This window comes from Methanobrevibacter arboriphilus (assembly GCF_019669925.1).
Taxonomy (GTDB): Archaea; Methanobacteriota; Methanobacteria; order Methanobacteriales; family Methanobacteriaceae; genus Methanobinarius; species Methanobinarius arboriphilus_A.
In genome coordinates, this window is record NZ_AP019779.1 from 985,449 (window position 1) to 1,007,931 (window position 22,483).

At 25.1% G+C, this 22,483-nt stretch carries 20 protein-coding genes; 7 read left to right on the top strand and 13 right to left on the bottom strand.

Annotated elements, in window-relative coordinates; translation table 11 throughout:
- Positions 1 to 83 precede the first annotated feature (83 nt).
- A complete protein-coding gene (cdhA, locus tag MarbSA_RS04355; RefSeq protein ID WP_244987890.1) occupies positions 84 to 2,438 on the bottom strand; it encodes a CO dehydrogenase/acetyl-CoA synthase complex subunit alpha in 2,355 nt (784 codons plus the stop codon).
- A 1,260-nt stretch (positions 2,439 to 3,698) separates the two neighbouring features.
- Between cdhA and MarbSA_RS04360 the strand changes: the two genes are divergently transcribed.
- From MarbSA_RS04360 to MarbSA_RS04380, 5 genes are all read left to right on the top strand, one after another.
- The gene (locus MarbSA_RS04360; protein WP_054835089.1) at positions 3,699 to 4,196 is read left to right on the top strand and encodes a tetratricopeptide repeat protein; all 498 of its coding nucleotides are present in this window, start codon (positions 3,699 to 3,701) and stop codon (positions 4,194 to 4,196) included.
- Between the two features lie 505 nt (positions 4,197 to 4,701).
- Entirely contained in the window at positions 4,702 to 5,352 is a 651-nt protein-coding gene (cbiM, locus tag MarbSA_RS04365; protein ID WP_042702049.1) for a cobalt transporter CbiM, read from the top strand.
- A complete protein-coding gene (locus MarbSA_RS04370) occupies positions 5,353 to 5,640 on the top strand; it encodes a PDGLE domain-containing protein (protein ID WP_042702051.1) in 288 nt (95 codons plus the stop codon).
- Between the two features lie 323 nt (positions 5,641 to 5,963).
- Entirely contained in the window at positions 5,964 to 6,794 is an 831-nt protein-coding gene (cbiQ, locus tag MarbSA_RS04375; RefSeq protein WP_042702054.1) for a cobalt ECF transporter T component CbiQ, read from the top strand.
- Between the two features lie 21 nt (positions 6,795 to 6,815).
- Entirely contained in the window at positions 6,816 to 7,667 is an 852-nt protein-coding gene (locus MarbSA_RS04380; RefSeq protein WP_221061937.1) for an energy-coupling factor ABC transporter ATP-binding protein, read from the top strand.
- Positions 7,668 to 7,792: 125 nt separating this feature from the next.
- Here the strand turns inward: MarbSA_RS04380 and MarbSA_RS04385 are convergent, their stop codons facing one another.
- On the bottom strand, positions 7,793 to 8,428 hold the full coding sequence (locus MarbSA_RS04385; RefSeq protein WP_244987891.1) for a type II secretion system F family protein: 636 nt from the start codon (positions 8,426 to 8,428) through the stop codon (positions 7,793 to 7,795).
- A gap of 705 nt (positions 8,429 to 9,133) precedes the next feature.
- Positions 9,134 to 10,702 carry a TadA family conjugal transfer-associated ATPase gene (locus MarbSA_RS04390; RefSeq protein WP_221061939.1) on the bottom strand — a complete coding sequence of 523 codons (1,569 nt, stop codon included), beginning with the start codon at positions 10,700 to 10,702 and terminating at the stop codon, positions 9,134 to 9,136.
- Positions 10,703 to 10,893: 191 nt separating this feature from the next.
- Between MarbSA_RS04390 and MarbSA_RS04395 the strand changes: the two genes are divergently transcribed.
- Positions 10,894 to 12,066: a hypothetical protein gene (locus MarbSA_RS04395; protein ID WP_221061940.1), complete on the top strand. Its 1,173-nt coding sequence runs from the start codon at positions 10,894 to 10,896 to the stop codon at positions 12,064 to 12,066.
- Here MarbSA_RS04395 and MarbSA_RS04400 read toward each other — a convergent pair.
- The 8 genes from MarbSA_RS04400 to pth2 form a co-directional block, all read right to left on the bottom strand.
- Positions 12,055 to 12,360, bottom strand: coding sequence for a hypothetical protein (locus MarbSA_RS04400; RefSeq protein ID WP_054835448.1), 306 nt, complete (start codon positions 12,358 to 12,360; stop codon positions 12,055 to 12,057). The two genes, MarbSA_RS04395 and MarbSA_RS04400, sit on opposite strands and share 12 nt — an antisense overlap.
- On the bottom strand, positions 12,353 to 13,075 hold the full coding sequence (locus tag MarbSA_RS04405; RefSeq protein ID WP_221061941.1) for a DUF2953 domain-containing protein: 723 nt from the start codon (positions 13,073 to 13,075) through the stop codon (positions 12,353 to 12,355). The genes MarbSA_RS04400 and MarbSA_RS04405 overlap by 8 nt, the downstream gene beginning before the upstream one ends.
- Before the next feature lie 231 nt (positions 13,076 to 13,306).
- Positions 13,307 to 13,738: a GerW family sporulation protein gene (locus MarbSA_RS04410; protein ID WP_042702062.1), complete on the bottom strand. Its 432-nt coding sequence runs from the start codon at positions 13,736 to 13,738 to the stop codon at positions 13,307 to 13,309.
- 311 nt (positions 13,739 to 14,049) lie between these two features.
- Entirely contained in the window at positions 14,050 to 15,297 is a 1,248-nt protein-coding gene (locus tag MarbSA_RS04415) for a tripartite tricarboxylate transporter permease (protein ID WP_221061942.1), read from the bottom strand.
- Between the two features lie 247 nt (positions 15,298 to 15,544).
- Entirely contained in the window at positions 15,545 to 15,814 is a 270-nt protein-coding gene (locus tag MarbSA_RS04420; protein ID WP_042702067.1) for an elongation factor 1-beta, read from the bottom strand.
- Positions 15,815 to 16,443: 629 nt separating this feature from the next.
- Positions 16,444 to 16,605 (bottom strand): zinc finger domain-containing protein, encoded by a 162-nt coding sequence (locus MarbSA_RS04425; RefSeq protein WP_042702070.1) that lies wholly within the window; start codon positions 16,603 to 16,605, stop codon positions 16,444 to 16,446.
- Between the two features lies 1 nt (position 16,606).
- Positions 16,607 to 17,245 (bottom strand): amino acid kinase family protein, encoded by a 639-nt coding sequence (locus tag MarbSA_RS04430; RefSeq protein ID WP_244987894.1) that lies wholly within the window; start codon positions 17,243 to 17,245, stop codon positions 16,607 to 16,609.
- A gap of 292 nt (positions 17,246 to 17,537) precedes the next feature.
- On the bottom strand, positions 17,538 to 17,879 hold the full coding sequence (gene pth2 / locus MarbSA_RS04435) for a peptidyl-tRNA hydrolase Pth2 (RefSeq protein WP_221061943.1): 342 nt from the start codon (positions 17,877 to 17,879) through the stop codon (positions 17,538 to 17,540).
- 670 nt (positions 17,880 to 18,549) lie between these two features.
- Between pth2 and MarbSA_RS04440 the strand changes: the two genes are divergently transcribed.
- The gene (locus tag MarbSA_RS04440; RefSeq protein WP_221061944.1) at positions 18,550 to 20,331 is read left to right on the top strand and encodes a ribosome biogenesis/translation initiation ATPase RLI; all 1,782 of its coding nucleotides are present in this window, start codon (positions 18,550 to 18,552) and stop codon (positions 20,329 to 20,331) included.
- Between the two features lie 167 nt (positions 20,332 to 20,498).
- Here the strand turns inward: MarbSA_RS04440 and MarbSA_RS04445 are convergent, their stop codons facing one another.
- Together MarbSA_RS04445 and MarbSA_RS04450 are read right to left on the bottom strand one after the other, a co-directional pair.
- Positions 20,499 to 20,816 carry a NifB/NifX family molybdenum-iron cluster-binding protein gene (locus MarbSA_RS04445; protein WP_042702078.1) on the bottom strand — a complete coding sequence of 106 codons (318 nt, stop codon included), beginning with the start codon at positions 20,814 to 20,816 and terminating at the stop codon, positions 20,499 to 20,501.
- 131 nt (positions 20,817 to 20,947) lie between these two features.
- Entirely contained in the window at positions 20,948 to 22,396 is a 1,449-nt protein-coding gene (locus tag MarbSA_RS04450) for a nitrogenase component 1 (protein WP_221061945.1), read from the bottom strand.
- Between the last annotated feature and the right edge of the window lie 87 nt (positions 22,397 to 22,483).

Below are 22,483 nucleotides of genomic sequence, written 5' to 3' on the forward strand. Positions count from 1 at the left end.
CCACATTCTTATTTTATTCCTATATTTTAATAATTAATCATAATTATAATTGCTCATAATTGGTCAATTATTCTATATTCCATTCATTCTTCTTCAGGAAAATCAAGAATTGATGGTTCCATAACTAATTCACGAGGTTCCCAATTATTTCTTTCTAAAATTTCTTTAACATCATTTTTATAAGTTATTGGAATATCTTTATCAGTACGAACATATTTATAAACATCTTCAGGAATCACACCAAAATATTTTTTGTTTAAGTCTATATAATGGTTCAATTTAATTTGTCTTCCTTTATTAGTATCAGTAGGTCTAAGACAATTTTTAGCAATAGCTACTGTAGCTTCTTCTCTATTTTCAGCAGCGAATAATAGATGTTCTGGAGCAGGTTCGCCTTTAATAACTTTTCCAGTTCTCATATCATTTAAATTCCAAACATCTTCTTTATCAGGTCTACCTAAATAGAGCCTTCTATATTTAGAACCATGAGGACCTAAAACTACAGGAATGCCCCACCTATTAACACCAGATGCAATAGCTGCTGCTTTTTGTGAATAAGGTCCCCATGCAACTCCACAAGCACCTACTCTGTTCAATATATAATCAGCTATAACTTCAAAATTTCCTTCAAGGGGTTTTTTAGCAAAGATGTTAGCTATCTTAATAGCAACTCCAGATATATGAGAATTAGATACACAGGAACCTACATTAACAAGACCTCTTGCATCAAATTCCCCACTATATTTTTCATATAGAGTTTTTCCTTCTTCATCTTTATACTCACCAATAGACATTGCTCCACATCCACTAGTAACCACAATATAATTCCTCTTTAAGAATTCTTCAGCCATTTTAGCAACTTCTTCCCCACCATTAGGATAATTAGTACATCCTACAAATGCTATAACACCAGGTATATCACCTAAAACAATTGGGGCACCTACACGTCTAACTTCAACATCTTGTATTGGACCTCTTCCTGCACGAATATTGAATTTTTGATTTTTAAGGTTGTTTTCACCAACTTTAGACATTAAATCCATAATTTTTATATCTTCAGGACATTCTTGTTCACAACGACCACAAGTATAACAAATATCATTATTATATAATGATTCTACTACATCAAAATCCCCTTTACCTGCAGAAGATACTGCATCCATTATAGGAAGATTATTAGGACAAACTCTTACACACCATTCACATTGTGTACAATTACTAGCTTCTTCTTGAATTTCATCCATGTCAGGTAAAGTTTTAAGAGATTTTCTGGATTTAGATAAACTTAATGAAAGTTTAGTTGCTACTTCACCGACCTTTTCAGGATCAAGAATAAGGGCTCCTTCAATTTGTTTATTTAATATATCTGCTAAAATTGAGTCAACCTCATCATTTGTTCTATCAGGTAATCCTAAACACATTTTATCGGTTGTAGCTATTAATGCAGTTCCAGTTTTTTGAGCTTCTTCAAGAACATCAGATCTTATACATTGTTCATCAACAACAACAACATCAGCAACACCGCTTCTAAGGAATTTTAACTGTTTAGAAATAGGTCCAACAACTTTAGCCCTATTATTATATCTAGTTATATCAATAGCAGCACAACATATACCACAAATCTCAACATCATCTTCAAGATCATTATCTTCTAAATAATCAACAATTCCAGAACCAGGGGCAACATTATGACCTATACAAAGTATGACTGGTTTATCCCTATCAATTGATCCAATACCTAGCTCTATAAGAGAAGTATCTGGATCACCTTTTGGTAAATTCAAAGCAGTTATTTGTGAAATATCTCCTATTTCCATTCCAATATGATCCATTAAACCAGCGTGCAAAGCTTTAGATTCAAAATCAAGATGGTTACCCTCTTGGCCAGTATGACAAGCAGAAAGTAAATGAAGGTTTTCTTCTTCCATGTAGGACATTGCTTCTCTAATATCACCTAATGTTCTAGGAGCTTTACCAATTAAAGTTCTTATAATTGGTGCTTCAATATCAATATTATTTCCAAAATCTACTGGATGATCTGGGCCTACCTTGTGAATTAAATATTCAAGTAAGTGCCTACTATGAGCAGAATGGGCAGCAGCACCTATACAACATGTTAAAAGTGCAAATCTTCCCTGCTGAGCCTCAATATCAATACCACAAGCACCTTTTTTACCAGTAAGATCACATTTTCCATAAGTACATAAACAACACATATCACAAAACGGAGCATAAAAAGGAGGATATCTTTCTAATAGTTTCATATCCCATGATCTTAAATCCGTAGCTGATGGTTTTAAAGTTGGACCAACAAAAGTTTCTTTATCTTCAGAAACAGGAGAATCATCTTCTATAATTTCACCAAAAGAAAATTTTATATCTTTAGCTTTCCAAAAATCATCTTTAAACTCTTTAGGTTTAGTTGAATTAGGTGTCAAATTATCACAGCCCTTAATATTATTTTTTATACTATATTTAGTATTATTTTTATTATATTTTTTATTATATTTAGTTTATAGTTAGTTTATTATATTTAGTATAGTTTTTATTACTATATTTATTATTCTTGCTATAACTTGTATTACATAAGCACATTATCAAAAACATAATTTAAAAACATGATAATTTTTATTTTTAATAATTCCAAATATAATCAAAATTTTATATAAAATGTTACAATACTGAAATCTTACAGTATTAAAATTTTATAATATTGAAGTTTTAGAATATTAAAATTTTATTATATTGATTTTACAGTTGCAATTAATAATGATTTATAATGATATTTTATTTTAAATTTAAAGTATATATATTTTTTGTATTAACAAATCGCAAATAATTCCTACTATAATAAAATTAATATAAATTAAAAATAAAATCCTCTGGTTTAATAATATTATAAATAAAGAAAGTATTCATTTTTTAAAGAGAATTATTATTTTTTCAATTGATTAAATCAAATTTGAGAATTATATTTTTTTACACAATATATAAATTTTATACTAAAAATAATTCAATGATGTATAAAAAGCTTTGAATATGTATATTTTTATAAAATAATAAAATATAAGTTATAAAGTGTAAGTTTTAAAGTTTTATATGCTTTTTGATTTCAATATAAAAAAATAGAAATTGTAAAAAAATTAACCAAGGGAATTAACCGATTAAAATTATTTTAAACAACTTAAAATAAGATATAATCAATATAATATTATTTTAAGTAAGATAAAATTTAAATAATTGTCTTCCAGATAAAATACAATCATTAACTAAGATACTAACATAATATACTGTAATTTGAATAAATTCTTTAAATAAAATATTATACAAATATAATGTTAATTAAATATATATCATTAATAATATAAGTAATTTTCTATAATGTTGCTAAGATAACAAATTTTCTTCATAGCTAATTTTATTTATATTTATTATTACATTACCATAAGTATTAATATTAGTATTATTAGTATTAATAATATTGGTAATAATATTATTAGTAATAGTAAGAGTAATACTAATAGGAATAGTAATAAAAACAGAAATATTTATATTACTAATAATATAATAACAGAAATGATCTTATTAATGCACATATTATTATTACTAATGTTAATAAGAACAATATTTTTAATAGATACAGTATTATTAATATTAATAGTTATTAAATATTAAAAATGAAAATGGAAGTGTAATTAATGGAAAGATATCAAGGATGGAAATGGTATGATACAATACTCATAGCTATATTATTAATCGCATTTTTAATATGCATCATTATTTTAAAAGACATTATCATGAGCATCGCTTGTTTGCTTTTAATAGCAATCATAATTTCATTTTTCTCAAAAGAAATAAATATAACACTTGCAGATAGAATGATTAAGAAAGGAAAATATGAAAAAGCTTTAAAATATTGTAAAAAGGTTCTAAGAAAAGATCCCAATTATATTTATGCTATTATTAAAAAAGCTGAAATATTTGAAGCAATGGAAAAGCCAAAAGAAGCACTCCAACTTTATGATTCTGCTATTTCTAAAAATCCAAATAATAATATTCCTTGGGAAATGAAAGGTGATCTCTTAAAAAAATTAGGAAAAGAAAAAGAAGCAGAAGAATCTTTCAAAAAAGCAGAAAATTTAAAAAATAAAAAAATGGAGAAAAAATGGTATTATAAAATTATGAAAAAATTATGAAGATCTAATTTTTAAATTGAAAATTAAATAATTGATAATTAAAAAACTATTTAAATCTAACCTATTTTTTAAATTTTATTAGTAATTTTATTAATATTAAAAATTAAAGTAAGATAAATTGAGATTAACTCAAAATATCTTTGATTAATTAAAATTAGCTTAAAATATCTTTAATTTATTGAAGATTACTTTAAAATATATTTAACTAATTAAAATTAATTAAAATATTTTTGATTTTTATTAAAACAAACTTTAAAATTATAATCATTATTCTCTAAAATATATTTAAAAAGTAATACCTTTAATATTGAAATTTCAAAAAAAATATTACTATCAAAAGCTTTATATTAGAAATATCATATAAACATTGTTATCAAGTTAATATAAAAAGCAAAGAATGCTATATGAAACTTGAAATTTTAAAAAAAATAGTTTAGAGGAATATGAAGTAATACTTTACATGGGAAAATTAGAGTAAAAGTATTACTTAGGAGGAAATGAAAGTATGCATATACCTGACGGTTTTATACCATTGTGGCAGTGTGCTATATATTATGTGATCTTAATTATAGCATTATATTTCGCTAGTAAATGGGCGAAAAATAACCTTGATGAAAAGCGTATTCCATTGATGGCAGTTTTAGCAGCAGGTATCTTCGCTATAATGTCTATGAACATGCCAATTCCATTTGGTACTAGTGGGCATATGGTTGGAGGTGCTTTAGTAGCGATAGTATTTATGGCACCAGAAGCAGCTGTACTTGTATTTACAGTTGTACTAATTCTTCAGGCATTACTCTTTGGAGATGGAGGAATTACAACTCTTGGTGCAAATGTTTTAAATATGGGAGTAATCGGGGGTTCAGTAGGATTATTCACATTTAAAGGGTTAAAAAATTACATTGGAAAATATCCTGCAATTGGAGTTGCAGCATGGCTTGCAACATTTATATCTGCATTAGCATGTGCTGTTGAAATGGCGCTTGCTGGAACATTCCCACTTGTTTTAGGTTTAACATCAATGGGAATATATCACGCATTTATTGGCATAATTGAAGCTGTTTTAACAATTATTGTAATAATGGCACTTGAAAAATTCAGACCAGACTTATTAGCATGGAATAAAAGAGATTATTCAAATGGTGGAGCTGATTAGATGGAAAAAAAAGATAAATATCTAATTATAGTCGGAATTATTATATGTATTGTAGTTGCTGGTTTATCACCATTTATTGCATCTGGAGACCCTGATGGACTTGAAAAATCTGCAGAAGATGCAAACGTTGGTGAAGATGTTGCATATGCTTTTGTAGAATCACCATTCCCTGATTATACCATGGGAGATAGTGTTACTGGTGAAATATTTGCTTTAGTCCTGGGTATTGTAATAACACTACTATTAGCATTTGGAGTGGCATATATCGTTAGAAAAAACAAAACATAGATCAAGTTAGTTTTATACTAACTTATTTTTTATTTTAAAAAACTTAAATTCTAGATTTTTAGTTAAACTTTTTATTAGATTTTTTATAGATTTTTTATATAATAATTTTTTAAATATTTAAAAGAAATTTTAATTAAAAATTTAACTAAAAGTTTATTAAAAGTACAATTAAAATTTTTTAATACTATTAAAAATAGAAAAATTTTAAATATATCAAAGAGAAAAGAAGCTTTATAAAAATAAATTTTATAAGACAATTTTAAGTTGAGATAACTTTTTTTACAGAAAAAAATATTTTATTTTGATTATCCGGAGAAAATTTAATGAATATTAATGAAACTTTAGATTTAGAGTCTTTATCATCTCAACATTCTATTGTCCATGATTTAGAAGGTAGAATAAAGCTTATTGCAGTTTTAATTATTATTGTATACACAGTTTTTTCTACTCAATTATTAGTTCCATTAGTTCTAGAAATATTTTTATTAATAATGATATTTCTAGCTAAACTATCTTTTAAGAATTCATTTATGAGAATAGCTCTACTTTTACCATTTGGTGGATTTATTATATTATTTCAACCATTTATCCACCCTGGAGATATAATATGGCAAAGTCCTATTTCATGGATTCATATTACCCAATCAGGACTGAATTGGGCTATACTCCTAGCTTCTAGATTAATTGTGTGCTTAACTAGTATTGTATTACTATCTTCAACAAGCCCTATGCAAGAAATTGTTCAATCTCTTAGAAAGTTAGGTATGCCTAGAGATTTAGCTATGATTTTAAGTATTATGGTTAGATTCTTATTTATTTTTGTTGATGAACTTCAATCCATTCGTAAAGCTCAAAAATCAAGAAATTTTGATATTCATAGTAAACTAACACCATATAAATGGAGAGTAAAGCAGGTAGGATATTCAATAGCAATGATGTTTTTAAAAGCATATGAAAAAGGAGAAACAACATACTCAAGTATGGTCAGTAGATGTTTTTCTGATAGTTCTGATTTGTATCACGTAAGAAAAAAAATAAATAAATCAGATTATATTTATATATCAATAATCATTAGTATTATAATTATTTTACAAATTTTAGTAACTTTTTATCCAGACTATTTAGGATATTTAGGTGTTGTTTTGTACAGATAGATAAAGAAGGAAGATTATAAAATGAAAGAAACAGTTTTATCAACTGAAAATTTAGGATTCACATATCCCGATGGTACAGAAGCAATAAAAAACATTAATATCTCAATTGAAAAAGGAGATAAAGTAGCAGTTATTGGATCTAATGGAGCTGGAAAATCAACATTATTTTCACACTTTAATGGACTTAGTGAGCCTACAGAAGGTATAATAAAAATTAACGAACAGCCAATTGTTTATAAAAAGAAAGAATTGATGAAAGTTAGACAAAAAGTAGGAGTCGTTTTTCAAAAACCTGATGATCAACTTTTTGCACCTAGTGTTATAGAAGATGTGGCTTTTGGACCAATGAACTTAGGATTATCTTTAGAAGAAGTGGATAAGAGAGTTAAAGAATCTTTAGAAATGGTTGGAATGACAGGTTTTGAAAATAAACCTCCCCACCATTTAAGTGGCGGACAACAAAAAAGAGTATCCATAGCAGGAGTAATAGCAATGCGTCCTGAAATTATGATACTTGACGAACCGACAGCAGGTCTTGACCCACAAGGTGTAGAACAAGTTTTAAAGATTTTAAATGATCTAAATAAAAATGGAATGAGTATTGTTATATCTTCACATGATGTAGAAATGATAACGGAATTTGCAGATAAAATATTTGTATTACATCATGGAAAAATTATAAATCAAGGAAGTACTGAAGAAGTCTTTGCAAATCACAAACTTTTAATAGAAGCTCATTTAAGACCTCCAAAATCATCAGAAATATTACATAGATTGAAAAAAAAAGGTTTAAATGTTGATATGAAGCTAACAACAAAAGATGCTTGTGATGAAATACTAAAAGCAAAGATTAAAAATCAAAACAATATTTAAGATCAAAAAAATTTTAAATTCAAAATAATAATCAATAAATAAAGATAATAATCAAAATATTAAAAAATCAAAATAATATTTAAAAATAAAAACATTTAACTTAATACTCATCTTAATCCCAATATTCATAATACAGGTTCCATTTTTTTCATCAATAAACCCATAAATATGACTAATATAGGGAAAAAGAAAATATAAATAATAAGAATAATGTTAACTGGAACTAGATCCCCCATTACAGTAGAAGCTGCCATTAGCATTATCAAAAGGATTACAGGACCTAATATAGCTATGAATGTGTATATCATTATAAAAGCATTCAGTTTTTGAGAATAATCTTTTAATTTTATTCTAATATCATAGGAAATATCTTCAGCAATTATATTAAGATTTGAAGAAAGATTTCCCCCAGTATTCATAGTTCCAATAATCTGTTGAATTATTCTATTTAGACCATCAGAAGAAGTTCTATCAGCTAAATTAGTCAATGCTCTTTCAGTAGTTTCCCCATACTTGATTTCTTCAATAACTATTGAAAATTCATGAGATAACAACCCATAATTAGAGTTAGCTATTGAATTTATGACATCATGTAAACCTTTACCTGATCTTAACTCAGTAACCATCTGTCGAACTGCATAAGGTAATTCATTAGATATTTCAGCCTTATTTTTATCTTTATTCCTCTTTGGAAAACTAATAATCCAAAATATTACTATAATTAATAAAATCAAGATAGCTAAAGCTACCTCAAAACCCAAAAACATATAACTAAAAATTATACAAACCAATGAAATTGAGACTAGAATCAATAAAAATAGTTTTATATTAATAAATGGTATAGAGATAAAACCAATTTTTTTATTATAAAAGAATTTATTTAAATTTCCATCTATAAAATTAAGTTTTATATTTTCAGTTCTTGAGTTTCTTTTTATTATAGAATTTCTAATATTTTCAAAGAGAGTGTTATTAATATTTTTTTTATATGAATCTTTTTTATTTAAATATTTTTTATTTAAGTCTTCTTTAACTAAATATTTTTTATCTAAATATTTTTTATTTAAGTTTTCTTTATCTAAATCTTCTTTATCTAAGTTTTTTTCATCTAAATATTCATTATTATATTTATTTATTTTAGAATATTTATCTATGTTATTATGTCTATTTATATCAGTTAAATTATTGTTTAATCCATCACCATCCTCATTATTTAAATAGCTATTATTAAAGTTTTTATTCTTTGAATTACGATTAAGAACTTTTTTATTAATTTCATCACAAATTCTTTTTGTAAATGTAAAAAATAAAAAAAGAATATTTCTAAAAATTATAAAAATTTTAAAAGTTAAATTAAATAATATTATACATTTGCCTGTTAAAGAAATGAAAAAGCTTTTTAAAATAATATCTACTCCTAATCTTGAATTATAACATTAGTAAACCCATAATCTAAGCTTCATAATTTAAGCATTTGATATGTAATCAAGGACATTGAAAGGGTTTAAATAGTAATTACCTATAAATTTATTTAATTCATGAATATTTCTAATGTTATTATCAGATAAAAAATTTAAAACTCGTTTTCTTTTATCTATTTCATCAAAAAGATCTTTAACTTTGATTCCTTTAATATTTGCAATTGTCTGTAATGTATTACAGGAGATAGAAACATTTTCTATTTCATCACTTTTTGAATTCCAATTGAAAATTTTATTCAATTGAATAGTACCTTCCTCAATACCAACAACTTCAACAACCTCAGTTACTCTTCGAACAGAAACACCATCAGAGCGATATATTCTATTTTGCATTATAATAAAGTCAATAGCTGAAATCATTACTTTTGGAACATTCATAGGAGCATTCGTAAGTCTAGTTATGGTTTCACGTGAACTGTTAGAATGAAGTGTTCCAAATCCAGAATGCCCAGTATTAAGTGCTGTAAATAGAGTTACTGCTTCTTTTCCTCTAACCTCACCTACTATTATTCTGTCAGGCCTTTGTCTTAAAGAATTTTTAACTAAATCATCCATTGTTAGCTCACCCCTATTTTCAATGTTAGAATTTCTTGTTTCCATTCTTAAAACATGTTGATGAGGTATTTGAAGTTCAAGTGTGTCTTCAATAGTTATTATCCGTTCCCTAGGATTTATAAATGCAGTTAGAGAATTTAAAGTTGTTGTTTTCCCCGAGCTTGTTCCACCAGAAATAATAGTATTAGCAGGTTTTACTCCTAAACCATCTACACATAACCATAAAAATGCAGCTAAATCAGAACTCAGTGTATTTTCATTAATGATATCTATAATAGTTAAAGGATCTTTTTTAAACTTTCTAATAGTAAGGGAAGGACCATCAGCAGAAATTGGAGGAATTGTTGCATTAACTCTTGAACCATTTTCAAGTCTTGCATCCATTATTGGAGATTCTTGATCTATTCTTCGATTAACTTGACGAGCTATCGAGTCGATTACTGAAAGAATTTCTTCATCTGTTTTATATATTAGATTTGACTCCATCATACCATAATCCCTATGATAAACAAAAACAGGCTTATTAATACCTATTATCATTATCTCTTCGAGTTCATCATCACTTATTAATGAATCAAGTTCACCATATCCAATAATTTCTTTAAAAAACTTATTAGCTAATTTATCAATTCCTTCGTTGGAAAAGCTTTTATCTGAAACATTTTTAAAAATATTATTTTTAGAATTTAATTTAATATCATTGTGATTCATCTGATTAGATGAGATATCATAACTTAAGTAATCATCTACATTCTCTTTATTTTTAATAATGCTACCTGTTAAAAAATCTTTAATATGATTTAATAATTCTTTTTCATTAATCCTAAAATTTTTACCTGAAGATACGGCTTTATCAACAAGATTATCTCTTAAATCTTCTAATAAAAATTTTTCTGTTTCTGAAAAATCTGTTTTTAATAACTCATATTTTGGTATTGTACTATTACCACTGTCTCTAAAATTATAATTTAAATCTTCATTTTCTTTATTAATAGGCATATTTTCACCTTTGATCAGATTAGTAACAATAAATAATAAATACATAATAATAGATATATACTAATAAATATACAATATAAATTAAAATAATAATCATTATAATTAATAATAAAATAATATTATTTATTATTACTATAATAATATTATTATTAAAAGTAAGATATAAAGATAACTAAAACAAAAATGATAACATGGGAAAAAAAATATTTTCAAAAAATTATAGTCGGCTTAATCTTGATAGAATAAGCTATAATCTATCAAAAGAAATAATTAATACTGAAAATATCCATAATTCTTTAAAAAAAACACAACAATGTCCAGAATGTGAAATTAATCTTCCAATTAAGATTAAAAAATTTAAAAATATAGATGAGCAAGTAAATTTATGTGATATTGATAATGAATTTGGTAGATGTAGCTGTGGAAAAAGACATCTAGATATAATAATGACACATGTTTTAAAAATAATGAAAGATGAAAAAATTAAATTAAGAAACTACAATCTCCGAAATGGACCAGTTCCACTCATAACTCCTCTAACAAACCATCCCCACATATATCTAAAAAAAAATTCTTTGATAATTTTACATACAGATTTAACAAAACATATTGCAGAGATAATATTAGATGAAGTTAGTGAAATTAAAGGAGTGTTGAAAGGAAATTCAAGAGAAACAGTTGGAAAAATTGATTCAAATTGTGAAGAGACATCATACAAAATTTTAAAGGGAAATGACATAAGATGTGATATAATTCAAAGTCCACTTGGAAAAATAGCTATAAATAAAGTTCAACATCTAAGTTACATAGAGTTTCCAAACTCTTCAGAAAACAAAATAATTAATTTATGTAATTATCTAAAATCAAAGAATTATTCCAGAGAAGAAATTTCCAAATTAAAAGTTTTAGATGGAACCTGTGGTAATGGAACTCTAGGTATATTTTTATTAAAATTAGGTGTTAAAGAAGTAGTTTTTAATGATATATGGAAACCTGCAACAATAATGACATTAGTAAATCTTGAAGCTAATGGGTTTAAGATGATCAAAGAAAGATTTAATAAAAATATATTTGAACTTAAAAGTGATGAAAGACTACTACCAAAGACAAAAATAACAAAAGAAAAAACTAGAAAAATAGAAGGATATAACTATGAAAACTTTGAAATGTCATTTGGTGAAAATTTCAGAATATATAACCTATCTATAGAAAAATTATACTCAAAACTAAAAAATTACGAATTTAATAAAGAAAATAAAGATAAAGAATTCGATATATGCATATTAGATTGTTTTCCTGAAACAAACACAAGACCAATCCAAAAAATAGCTGAAAAAATAGCCATAGATGTTTTAATTGTTTAAATCCAATACATCCTCACAGAATTTTTCTATTATAATCTTATTATATTCTTCACTTTTTTTAGACTCATCAAAATAATATAAATAATATTCAACTTCATCATTACTTTTAAATTCTAAAACAACTATAGCTATGGGACTTATAGAACAAACTCCAGATTCATCTGAATTTGAAATCATAATAGATAAATCATAGAACGGATAAATCTTAAATTTGCCTAAACTAAAAGCTTTTGTGAAAAAACTTTCTTTATGAAGTTTAAGCTTTAAAATCTCTGCCAAATATTCTTTAATCATTTTTAAGCAGCTTCCTTGATTTTAATATAAGTTTAATCATGCTTTTTTTAGTTAAAAGTTTAAAAATTTTTAATGCTGGCTTTAAAAGATTTATTTTAAATGAAATTTCACTTTTAAAATTTATAGCCTCTCTATTGAAAACTGGTTCTGCTGAGAGATTGAAAGATTTATGCATATTAGGAGTCGATGAAAAGGCCCATATATAGCCTAAAATAGTTGCAGTATCCACAGGACTCGAAAATCCCAATATCAAATGAGTTTTAAAACTTTTTAATTTTATAGAAGATAAAATAGATTTAATCAAATCTACTATATCCCAAAAATTGATTTTGATAAGAGGAAATAATGTTTTAAATTCATTCCATTTATCTTTAGATTTTTTATCTTTTTTACTTTTTTTATCATTCTTTTCTTTCTTTTCATCATTTGAAGATTCATAATCAGTATCTTTAGTATTAATTTTATTGTTAACCTTATTATTTTTAGAATCCTTATTATTTTTAGAATTTTTATTATTTTCTTCAGTATCTGGAAAATTTTTAGAAAAAATTTTAATAAAAGACCATTTAACCTCAATATGCCCTTTAAAATCATTTTCCTTTTTATTTAGAAATATATTTATATCTAACCCAACATATAAAAAAATCAATAGTATTATTATGATAAAAATAATTAAAAATAAAATTATTTCTAAAATTAAAGTTAATAGGCCCAAATTATCCCCTTTAGTTAGATAGACATTAAAATATTAAATAAATATTAAGTATTAAATAGATATTACTATATTAGATTTAGATACTAAAATATTAAATAGGTATTAAACTATTAAATAGATATTAAAATTAAATAAATTATTAAATAAATATTAAATCATTAGATAGATATTAAAATACAATGGCTTATTCCAAAGATTCAAGCAAGTTAATTTATAATATATAGCTAAAGTCTATTCAGAATCTTTTACTTCAGTATAATCTTCATTAAGATTATTTGCAAATTCAGAATTGGATTTATCTGTTTGTTCATTATAATTAGAAATAATTTCTTTTATTAAATCAGTTGCAACTATGCCTAATTCAGATATTGCTTTACTAGTTTCAGTAGCCTTTGTTAGATTTAATACTCTAACACCATCCATACCCTCTAATTTTTTATCAACAACCACTATGGAAATAGGTTCTATCCCAGCACCAGCACCTGAGCCAAATCCATTATCAGAATCAGAACTATTTACTTGTCCAGCACCAAAACCAAATCCCCATTTCATAAAAGGAATCAATATCTTATCTTCAGTTTCTATTGGATCTCCAACAAAATTTCTAACATTTAAAAGCTTTTTTAATTCATCTACTGTAGTTTTAATAGAGTTATCAGTCATATTATCACCTTTATCTTTAATAGTTTAGAAACCAAAAATAATAATAAAAATTATAAAAATTTTAAAAGTTAAAAATTTGGTAACTAATTAATCAAATAATGATATATATAATATATAAAACATAGTTAAAATAATTTTTTGAAATTATATAATCAATAAATAATAAAAGCTTCATTTTTAGCTTTATAAAAATAGAAAATTTTTATAAAAAAATGAAAAATAAAAAAGAAAAAATAATATCTAAAAAAGAACAATATATATCTAAAAAAAGAATGATAATAAAACCAAAACAATATATAAAGCTAAATACACTATATAAACATTTCAAAATAGATTATCATTGCAGGAATTATTAAAACCCCCATTAAATGAGATTTAGAAACACCTAAATAATGTGGAAGCAACCCCATAGCAGTTGAAGTAATAAGAGCAAGGGTAATATAGATAATGTTGGCTTTATAAATTATTGTAAATATATATAAAATTAACACCATTAAAATTATAACTATAAAAGACAACTTTTTATAATTTATGTTTTGCATTATCTTAGAAAAACTATCTCCTAATTTTAAACATAACATTAATGATACAGATACTGCTACAAGTGCAGTAAATATGAATATTAACAAATGCGAAATACTAAATGTGCTTATTAAGTAACTCATATAAACAGCTATTCCACTTCGAGGATTTCCAATCAGATAAATACATATAAGAGAAAATAAAGTATCTGAAGTATTTAAACCACTAATTGATGTTAAAAAATTCTCAGTATTGTCCTCACCATCTCCACCCGCTACTGTTTGAGCTATTATACTTCCCTGAGCAGGACCAAATCCTGGTAAAAACCCAAGAATAGCTCCAGATACACCACCTGCAAAAATTCCCCTTAGCATATTACTATTCAATTCAAGGTCATAAAATTTGTTTTGATGGGGCATAAAAGATTTATCATTTAAACTAAATAAAATAGTACTTATTCCAAAGAGACCTGAAAATATACACATCATAGAGAGTCCTGATGATATAGGTGTTTGAAAGATAGTCCAACCTAAAAAACCTGAAAAAATAAATAATATTAATGACCAAAAAAAGGCTCTTTTACCATTACTTAATCTCCAAATCATATATAATGAAACTAAAAGAAGTATTAAAAATGTATAAGGCTTTATAACTCCTTGTATAGTAGGTAAAAAAATTATAAGTATTGGAAGTATTAATATAATAACAATTATTGCTCCAAACCCTCCAATAGCAACTATTCTAATAGCTTCTTTAGATCTTCCTTCTAAAACCATTCGATGACCAGGCAGTACAGATACTGCAGTTGCTTCATCAGGTACTCCCAAAAAGATAGAAGGTATAAATTCTATCAGCGCATGTGCAATTGACATAGCTACCAAAAATACACATAAAAATTCTGGTGAAAAAATTCCCAATAAAAAAGCAGAAGATGTGAAAATTATAGCTCCTGCTGTATTAACATGAATTCCTGGAATTAATCCAGTAATTGCACCACATATAACACCTAAAAAGCAAGCGAAAATAAGATCAAACATCCTATCACACCTGCATTTTAATATTTATAAATGAATTAGTAATAATTATATTAATAATTCTATACCTATCAATTGAAAAAAATAAAATAAAATGAAAAATAAAACAATTAATAGTATTAAATTAAAGTTAAATTAATAATAAACTAAAATTAATTTAATAGTATTAAATTAAAACTAAATTGATAATATTAAATAAAGTTAAATTAATTAATAGTACTAATTTAGTAAGTTAAAATTAAAATGAAAACTACATCAGTCTTCTAACATCAAGAACCTCTACACTATTGACATTAGGAAGTTTTGCTAATTTTTCCTCTACTATTTCGGTTCCACCTTCCCCATCATCAATGATAAACATCACATTTAAAGCTACTAAACCAAAAGCAATAGGTTCTTCATCTATTTTATGTAACTCAGCATCTTCACTAACAACATTTTGAGCATCAATTTTCATTTGTTCTAGGTCAACATCAGGGCTTTCAGGCATTAATTTTACAGTTGCTACTACTTCTCCCATTTTTAAATCCTCCGAATAAAATTATTTTAGAAATTTTGAAATTTATATTATAAATACATGATATAATTTTATCATTTTAGCATATATAATATAATTTTATCATTTTAGTATATATAATATGATTTTATTATTTTAGTATATATATCTATATCTTGAGTCATTAGTCTTTTAATTTATTCAAATTTTAAAAAATTAAACAATAATAAACTAATTTATTTAAAACCCATATAAAATTATGTGGTGCATAATCTATTGATTTATATAATAAAAATATAGCTAACTTTTTAGGCCACATTTATAGATTATTTGAATATAATACTTAAATAAATGCAAGCTAAAATATATCTCTATTAATATTTAATTATTTTGGTTTATATTAAGTAAATATTACTAATAAATCGATTATTATCTTAAAAAGATAATTTTAACCGTTTTAAATAAATAATAATGATCAAAAACAGTTTTACATACAAAAATCAATTTATAAATCTATGATCATATTTATTATATATTATTAAATTTAATATAACCAATAATATAATTATTAATTAGTATATACTCTCAGGTATTAAGATAAAAAGAAAAAATACCAGAAAATATTAGAATAAGAAATATTGAAGTAAATATTTTTATGGTCCTTCAAAACCACAATCACAGACATAAGTGTGACCAAAAGTACGACATTTATCACATCTTGCTATTAATTCACCACATTCAGGACATGGAAATTCAACATAAGTATCAATCAATGGAATTTCTTGTTTACAAGATTTACATTCTACTTTTTTCATTTTATTCACCTCTAATTAATGTATATTTAAAATTATAATTATCTTTATAATTATTATCACTTATTCTGTCACTATTTTCAACTTCAATAAGAGATAAAACTCTCTCAGGGAAATTTCCATTAACAACAAAACAATTAGTACCGAATTCAAGTAATAACTCACCAAGCATTAAGTCAACTGATGTTTCATTAAAAGTTAGTAGTTTTTTAGCATCAATTTCATCAAAAAATTTTGACCCAACACTATTTGGTTCTCGGCTATATATACCATCTACATTTGTAGCTATTAAAAGTTTCGATTTTAAGATATTTGAAACATAGGCAGAAATTGAATCTGAGGTTATATTCCAAGAATGAGGAATAGAATTATTATCCTTTAAAAAATCTGAACATAATAATATGGGAATTTTTCCAGAATCAACAACTTTTTCAGCTTCTTCAAGAGAATAAACAAGTTTTGTAAAATTTAATTTATCATTTAGGAGTTTAGCTATTATATCCATAGCATTAATAGCTGTTTCATGAGTTATATCATTGGAAAATTCAGTTTCAAAATCATACTTACGAATAAGGTTTGCAAATTCTCCTCCACCAGCTATTATTATACAATTTGTTTCTTTTAATGATTCTACTAATTTTATAGCTTTTTTTGGAAAAAGACTTCCTCCAATTTTAATTACCCATTCAATGATTATTACACCTCTAATATGTAAACTAATAATCTAAGAAGATAAATCTAAATACTAAGGCTAAATATAAAGATTAAATTTAATATAAAGACTAAACTGAATATAAATACTAAACAGAATATAAATACTAATTGAATATAATAAAATATTTATAATAAAGTACTATGAATACAATAAACATTATGAATACTATACTAAATTTAATACAATTTAAATTAAAGATCCAATAAATTAAATTATATATTCAACTTAACAATTTCAAATCTTGAGTCACTTTATCAATTATTTCATCAGTATCAGGACCAACACCTAAACAAGTTATAGTGGATGTAGGTAACTCAGTTCTACCAGCATCTTTTACAATAAAATTAGGAACATTATTTTTTTTAGCTATTTCTTTTATTTCAAATAGCTCTTCTAAGCTATTTACTTTTACTATAACCTTTTTTTGACCTTCTTGTTCCCAAAATCTAATTTTATCAGAGTCTGCTTTTTTATATGCTCCTAAACAAGCATGACAAGCTTGAGCAGCAGTTTTACCTTTAGACATCTTCAAATCATTCCTTACTACAATAACCTGTTTCATTAAATTACACCTATAATATTATTTTTAATATATATTTTTAATGTATATTTTTAATGTATATTTTTGATAAACGTTTTTAATAAATCTATTTTTAATAAAAATCTTTTTTAATAAGTCTAGAATCAATATAAATTTAATATCTATATTTTAATTGTTAAATTAAAATCATGATAAATTACGAATAATATATTTATTAAAGTATATTTATTAAACTAACAATATAAATTTATAATAATATAAATTATAATGATATATTTTATAATAATATAATTTATGATAATTTATAAATAAAGATTTATATCAATAATAACTTATATTAGTGAAATTTATTATAGTGAAAATATAATAATAAAAATAATAAGAATAATACTAAGAATAATAAATATTTGCAATAAATATATAATAGTTAGTTTAAGAATGATTATTTTTAGTTAATAAAATTATTTTTAATTATAATTATTATAATAGATTATAAGATTTATAAGTTTTACTTATAAGATTTATTTATAAGGTTTATTTATATGGTTTATTTAAAAATAAAGTTATTTTAATAATATATTTAATAAATCTAAGGATTATTTAATAAATTATCTAACAGTATATTTAATAATACATTATATAATATAATTTCTAATAATTTTTAATATATTTTTTATTTATAGGTGATAAATTGAGTAGAATTTCCATATTAGACCATGATCGATGCCAACCAAAAAAATGTAATTACACATGTATTGAATACTGTCCTGGAGTCCGTATGGAAGAAGACACAATAATAATTGATGAAAAAACAAAAAAACCATTAATATCAGAAGAATTATGTTCTGGGTGCGGTATATGTACAAACCGTTGTCCATTTAATGCTATAAGTGTTATTAATCTTCCTGAGGCTCTTGATAATCCTATTCACAGGTTTGGGCAAAATATGTTTGAATTGTTTGGACTTCCTACTCTTAGTGAAGGATCAGTTATCGGTATCCTTGGACCAAATGGAATTGGAAAATCAACAATAATGAGAATTCTCTCAGGAGAAATGATTCCAAACCTTGGAAATTGGGAAAATCCTGCAAACAATTGGGATGAAATAATAGATCATTATAAAGGTTCACAACTTCAAAGTTACTTTAAAAACCTATCAGAAGGGAAAATAAAAGTTATACACAAACCACAAATGGTTGATCAACTTCCTAAATTTGTAAAAGGAAATGTTTCAGAACTTTTATCAAATGCAGATGAAAGGAATAAATTTGAAGAAGTTATAGAAACATTAGACCTTAAAAATGTTCTTAATCGAGAAATAGCTAATTTAAGTGGAGGAGAACTCCAAAGAGTTGCAATAGCTGCATCATATGTAAGAGAAGGAGACTTTTACTATTTCGATGAACCCACCTCCTGGTTAGATGTTCGTCAACGTTTAAATGCTGTTAAAGTCATAAGATCCCTTGCAGAAGATGGAAAATCAGTTATGGTAATTGAACATGATTTAGCTACTTTAGATGCTATATCTGACTATGTTAATATTTTATATGGTCAAACTGGAGCATATGGAGTAGTTTCTCAGATGAAAGGAGTTAGAGTCGGAATAAATGCATATATTAATGGTTTTTTAAAAGAAGAAAATGTAAGAATCCGAAAACAGCCAATCGAATTTAGTATTAGACCTCCAACACCTGAAGATGAAGGAGAATCCATAGTATCATATACTAACTTAAAAAAATCATATGAGGGATTTTCATTAACTGCAGAATCAGGAGAGATATTTCATGATGAAATAGTAACTGCATTTGGTTCAAATGGTATTGGAAAAACAACTTTTGCAAAAATATTAGCTAATGAAGTAAAACCAGATGAGGGAAAAGTTGAAGAAGATATAAAAATAGCTTATAAACCACAATATATTGTTTCTGACTTTGAAGGCAGAGTAGAAGATTTTTTATATATGAATGCTCCAAGCTATGGTTCAAATATTTTTAAAACAGAAATTATGAAGCCATTTTCACTTGAAGATATTTTAGATAAACAAGTAAATGAATTAAGTGGTGGAGAACTGCAAAGACTTGCTGTAGCTACTACTTTATCAAAAGAGGCAGACATATATCTTTTTGATGAACCAACAGCTTTTCTTGATGTAGAACAAAGATTAGTAGCTGGAAAAGCTATTAGAAAAATTATAGAAAGTAAAAATGCAGCTTCACTTATTGTAGACCATGATATTGTATTTATAGACTATATAAGTGATCGGGCAATGGTTTTCCAAGGAGATCCAGGAATCAAAGGAAAAGCGAGCAAACCAATGGATCTAAGAACATCAATGAATAAATTCTTAAAAGACCTAAAAATCACATTCAGAAGAGACAAAGAAACAAAAAGGCCAAGAGTAAACAAGCTAGACAGCTATCTTGATAGAGAACAAAAAGAAAATGGGGAATATTACTATTTAAAAGATAAATAATACGAATTATAGTTAAATTTAAAATATTTTAATCTTTTTAAATAATGTTTAAAAGAATAAAACTAGATAATCAAAATAAAATCAATTCAAATGTTTTAAAAAATATTATATTAACAATAAATAGTAATAATAAATAAAAATATTTAATCGTTAAATAGATATTAGACTTAAGAAAGGTTTAAATGATTATGACATTCTTTTAATGCATCATCTACATTACAATCAAGCATTATAACCTTAATTCCCATCTTTCTAAGTTCAATATGAGGTTCTTTGCCTATTTTTTTGCATAATACTACTTTACAATCATTTATAAGGTCTGTTGATTCTTTCCACCTGTCTGTATGATCCTCTAATCGAATGTTTGATTTTTTTCTTAGTTCTAAAAATTCACTATTCTTAACATCAAAGATGAAAAATTGTTCAGCATCTCCAAAATGAAGATCAATATTTTTCCCATCAGTAGAAGCAACTGCTACCATCATAATATCACCATATACCTACAATAATACTATTTTTTTAATACATAATCATAATTACTAATTCATAAATCACAATTCACAATCAATATAACTATTATATAAAAATACATATCATAAAATTAAACACCTTAAAACTAAAATTTCTCCTCAATGTGTTTTTCTTCAGTAGCAATATCACCAAAAACAATCTCTTCTTCTTCATCTAACTTGTAACCTTCAAAATCATAATAATAATCAATTATCATATTAGTTACTTCATCAACAAATTTTATTCCACCAGTATATCCAAGGCAGGAAATTCTTTGAGCACCAACTCTATCAAAAATAGGAAATCCTATCCTGTATAAAGGAATATTGTTTTTATCAGCTATTGATGCACCATAAGCATTTCCAAATAAAATATCAACATCATGATTATCTAAAATATTTTCTAAATCAAATAAATCACTATTTTCTAAAATAATAGGATTATAATCAATTTCATTTGAAAATTCTTTAATATTGCCAACATCATTAATAAATCTTTCACTTTCCATACCAATACATAAAACTTCAGGAATCATTCCCATTTCACTAACTATATTAGCTATTCCAATAACCATATCAGGGTCACCGAAAATAGCTACCTTTTTTCTGTAATTATAAGCATGAGAATCAACTAAAATATCACAAAGTCTTCCTCTATCTCTTTCTACTTTTTTTGGAATTTTAATATTCATTAATTCACATACATTTTTTACAAATCTATCAGTATTTTTGATACCTAATGGTAAATTCTCTGAAAAACATTTAACATCAAAATTTTTTTCAAGATATTTTCCAGCTGAATCAACATGTTTAGATAATGATATTGTTCCTTTAGAATTAGGAGTATCTTCAATTTCATTTAATGAGGTTCCATATTTATGCAGTTCTAATGTATCTTCATCTAATGGAGCATCAAGATTTAAAGAGGTATCAGTTAAAATTATACTGGAAACATTTAAGTCATTTATTAATTTTTTAACCTCATTAATATCTCCAGGAGATAAATTCCCCATTATAAGATTGATTTTATCATTTGGAATATTTAATCTACCTAAATCTTTAACAAGTTCAAGAACTGCCTTATCATAACCTTCAATATGAGATCCAGAAAAGCTGGGAGTTGAAACAGAAACCATTTTAGGCAATTTCATACCAATATTTGCATCCTCAAATTTACTTATAATACCTTCAATATCATCACCGATAGTTTCTGTTAAACAACTACTCATTACACAAACAATATCAGGATTCTGCTTCTCAGAAACATTTTTAAGTGCATTCAATAAATTGTTTTCTCCACCATAAATAACTGTTTTCTCATTAAGTGCTGATGATGATACTTCTATAGGTTCTCTGAAGTGTCTAATCAACTGAAATCTCATGTATGTAGCACAACCCTGAGAACCATGTATAAGAGGCATGGCATTTTTCAATCCCATTATTGCCTGTAAAGCACCCATAGGTTGACACATTCTTGCAGGATTTTCCACTGCAAACTTTTTATCACTAATATATCTATTTTCTTCAAATTCACAACAATCTTGATTTTTTTCCATTAATATAACTCCAATATCTCCATAATTTCACTTTTAAAACTAGCCTATATCTTAAAACTATTTTATTTATTAAAATTAATATTATCA